This is a genomic window from Meridianimaribacter flavus (genome assembly GCF_004366715.1).
Lineage (GTDB): Bacteria > Bacteroidota > Bacteroidia > Flavobacteriales > Flavobacteriaceae > Gaetbulibacter_B > Gaetbulibacter_B jejuensis.
Window position 1 is genome coordinate 1 of the sequence record NZ_SOQZ01000011.1, and the last position, 4296, is coordinate 4296.

The window sequence follows — 4296 nt, forward strand, 5'->3', positions numbered from 1 at the left end:
GGCTCAGGATGTACAGAGGAACAACACCAGATGAACAGAAGGTCGGACTTCATCATCGTTAGTGGTGGACCTATGTAATATTGCTTTGAAAAATAAAGCTTAACTAATATAAAACACTAGCCTAATGAGAAAAATTACATTATTTGTTTCGTTTTTCATTATTTGCTTGTCAATGCAGTCGCAGACTTATTTGCAAGAAAATTTTGATACAGAAATACCAGCAACCTGGACAATTACAGATGGAGGAGCTGCAACAGGAGATTCTTGGGTATCTGGATTACAGGGAGGTTTTAACAGTTTAGATGGTTCAAATGGAGCTATTGTAGACAGTGATGCTAACGGAAATGGAACGTTGCTTCAAGAGACATTGACCTCACCTGTTTTTGATAGTTCAGCAGCAACAGGACTGTTTTTAGATTTCCAGCAGTACTTTAATAGTATTGGTGGAGATGCTGCTATTGTAGAAGTTTATGACGGTTCTGCATGGGTAGAAGTATTAAACCAAACAGCAGACGTAGGAACTTTTGCTACACCAGATGAACAACATATAGATATTACAGCCTATGCAAATGCTAATATGCAAATTAGGTTTTACTATGATGATGGAGATGTTTGGGCTTGGTATTGGATGATAGATAATGTACATGTTTATAATTCTACATGTAATAATCCTTCAGGTTTAGATGCATTAGTTAATGCAACAACAGTAGATTTAAGTTGGATTGAAGGAGGAACCGAAGATGCTTGGGAAGTTATTAATCAAGTTGCAGGAGGACCAGTGCCAACTGAAGCCGATTCAGGAGTTTCTGTAGGGACTAACAGTTTACAAATAACAGATTTAACCGAAGGTACTGATTATGAGTTTTATGTTAGGGCAGATTGTGATGCAGATGGGTTTAGTATCTGGGCAGGACCATTTGTTTATAGAATTAGTGGACCTGGAGAAACATGTAGTAATCCAATAATGGTAACCACTCCATTACCTTATGTAACAACAGATGACACTTCTAATTATGGAGATGATTATACTGGAGGACCTGGAGACGATTGTGGTGTAGGTTTTGGTTATTTAGGAGGAGATGATGTAGTATATTCATATACACCAGCAGTTGATACTTCAATTGATATTGAATTGTCAGGAATTGGTACGTATACAGGTATTTTTGTATATACAGATTGTGCCAACATAGGAACACAATGTGAAACAGGAGCTGTAAATGGATTTGCCGGAGGAGATATGTTAATTGATAACTTCTCTGTTACTGGAGGAACAACCTATTATATAGTAATTTCAACATGGCCATCACCTCAAAGTACTCCTTACACATTAACAATTACAGAAAACACTTGTGTAGATCCAGTGGCGACTTATGAAGTAGTTAGTGATTGTATTAATGGACCACAATTTTTTGTTGATGTAAATTTAACCGATTTAGGATCGGCAGGAACAATTACAATAAGTGATAACCAAGGTAGCACACCTCAAAATGTTGATGCCACAGGTATATATACTTTTGGACCATTTGCTAATAACACAGGAGTTGAAATTTCTGTTGTTAATGACGATGATGCCAATTGTGCTCTTTTAAGCCCAAGTTTAACCCAAGAAATTTGCTTGGATTATGTAGTAGACTGTACAGCTGGTCCAGTAAACTTTGTGTATTGTTATGAAAATAACGATACCAACGTATTTACTTTTACTAGTAGTGACGGAACACCGCTTAATTTTGTAATTAACTCAGGACAAGTAGAAAATGGTTGGGATGAATTACATATTTATGATACTGATGGAACCGAGTTAACACCACCAGATTTTTATGGAAATAATGGAGATGTTTCTGGAGTAAACTATCAATCTTTAGGAGATACAATATTATTTACAGTAACTGCTGATGGTGTATTTAGTTGTGAAACTGAAGGTTATACACCACTTGATATAACTGTTAGTTGTGCTACATGTATTAATCCGCAAGCTACGTATGCTATAGTTGATGATTGTGATAATGGAGATCAGTTTTTAATTGATGTAAATGTTACCTCTATGGGTGATGCAACATCATTAACAATATCAAACAATATAAATGCTGATACAGTTCCAGCTAATGCTGAAGGAACCTATCAAATTGGACCATTCCCTTTCTTACAAGATGTAATAGTAACAATAAGTAACGATCAAGATGGGAACTGTGTAATTAATAGTCCTGCAATACAGCAATTAGCTTGTCCACCAGACAATGACAATCCATGTAATGCAACAGTTGCTTCAGTTAATACAGATGATTCCTGCACATTAGTTACACCAGGTACAGTACTAGCAGCAACAGATTCTGGCGTGCCATCTGGAACATGTGCTGGAAACCCACATGATGATGTATGGTTTGAGTTTACTGCTAATAGTGAAGCACAAATTATTTCTCTAGCAAACATCGCTGGAGGAACATTCAATTTAGATTTTGGTGTTTACGAAGGAACATGTGATAATTTAACCGAATTATATTGTACAACTGAAACTGCTGGAGCGGTAACAAACTTAGTTGTTGGTAATACATATTATGTAAGAGTATTCTCGTTTGATGGAGAAGATAATACAACAACTTTTGATCTATGTATAAGACCTTCCCCAGGTAATATAGTAGTTGACCAAACAACTTATACTATTGAAGAATTAGTTCTTGATATTTTAATTGATAGTCCTTGTGCTCAAGTATCAAACATTACATATTCAACAGGAACTGATTTCGGTCAAACAAATGGTATCGGATACTTCTATAGAGAAAGTGATGGATTCCCATTTGAAAACGGAATTTTATTAACATCTGGAGATGCTAGTAAAGCTAGAGGACCTAATGATAATGCTATGAGTGATGGTACTAATGCTTGGTTAGGAGATGCTGATTTAAATGATACAGTAGGAATTACTTCTAATAATGCGTCTATTATAGAATTTGATTTCGTGCCTCTAAACGATGAAATTAGTTTTGATTTCATTATGGCATCCGAAGAATATAATGGAAGCACAGGAGGAACCTTTGAGTGTACATATTCAGATGCATTTGCCTTCTTATTAACTGATGAGAATGGAATTACTACTAACCTAGCTGTATTACCAGGAACTAATACACCTATTTTAGTAACTAATATTCACCCAGAAAACCCTGGTTGTCCAGCTATTAACGAACAGTATTTTGGAGGATACACACCTAATAACTTACCACCAATATCTTTTGATGGTAGAACAAACGTATTTACTGCTCAGTCTGCAGTTAATATTGGTGAAACCTACCATATTAAACTTGTTATTGCTGATGCAACTGATTCTGCTTTAGATTCTGGAGTATTCCTTAAAGCAGGTAGTTTTGATATTGGAGAAGTAGACTTAGGTGTTGATATAACAATTGATGCTGGAACTGCAGTTTGTGATGGGCAGCCTGTTGTTTTAGACACTCAAGCACCTCAAGTAGATCACGTTTGGTATAAAGACGGATTTTTAATTGAAGGAGCAACAACTTCTATATTAGAGGTAACTGAAGCTGGAGAATATACAACTCAAATTATTTTCTCCCCTCAATGTATCATTTCTGATACAATTGTAATCGAGTTTTTACCAAACCCTGAAGTTGAAAGTACTCCTTCCGATTTAATTGCTTGTGATGAATCAGGTTTTGGAGAGTTTTATTTATATGACGCTGATGCTGAAGTTTTAGCTGAAGGTCAAAACCCAGATGATTTTACAATATCTTATCATTTAACTGAACAAGATGCTATTGATAATGTAGGTGAGCTAACAAGTCCTTATACTAATTTGTCAGACCCACAAACAGTTTATGTAAGAGTAACAAACAATACAACACAGTGTTACTCTACTACTAGTCTTAACTTAGTTGTTGAAGACCCATTATTTACATCTTTCCCAACAGATTTTGATTATGAGGTTTGCCCTAACGCAACAATACCAATTGAAATAACAGCAATTCCTGAAAACTATCAAGAATCTGAAGTAACAATTAATTGGTATCAAGATGGAGGTCTTATTGATGGTGAAAACGGATTAACTATACCAGTATTGATTGCTGGATATTATGAGATTGAAGTTATTAATAATACAACAACATGTAGTTATATAGCAGGTATTGATATCGTTGAATTAGAGAGTTGTATAATACCAGAGGGTATTTCCCCAGGAGTGAGTCCAGGACAGAACGACACATTTGATTTAAGTAGTTATGGTGTAACACGATTAGAGATATTCAACCGTAATGGCGTATTGGTATATTCTAAAGATAACTACACAAATGA

1 protein-coding gene is annotated in these 4296 nt (G+C 35.4%); it reads left to right on the forward strand.

Annotation, left to right across the window (positions count from 1 at the left end):
- Positions 1-124 precede the first annotated feature (124 nt).
- Positions 125-4296: choice-of-anchor L domain-containing protein (locus tag A8975_RS14455; protein ID WP_208325379.1), on the forward strand; the 4172-nt coding region annotated here is incomplete at its 3' end.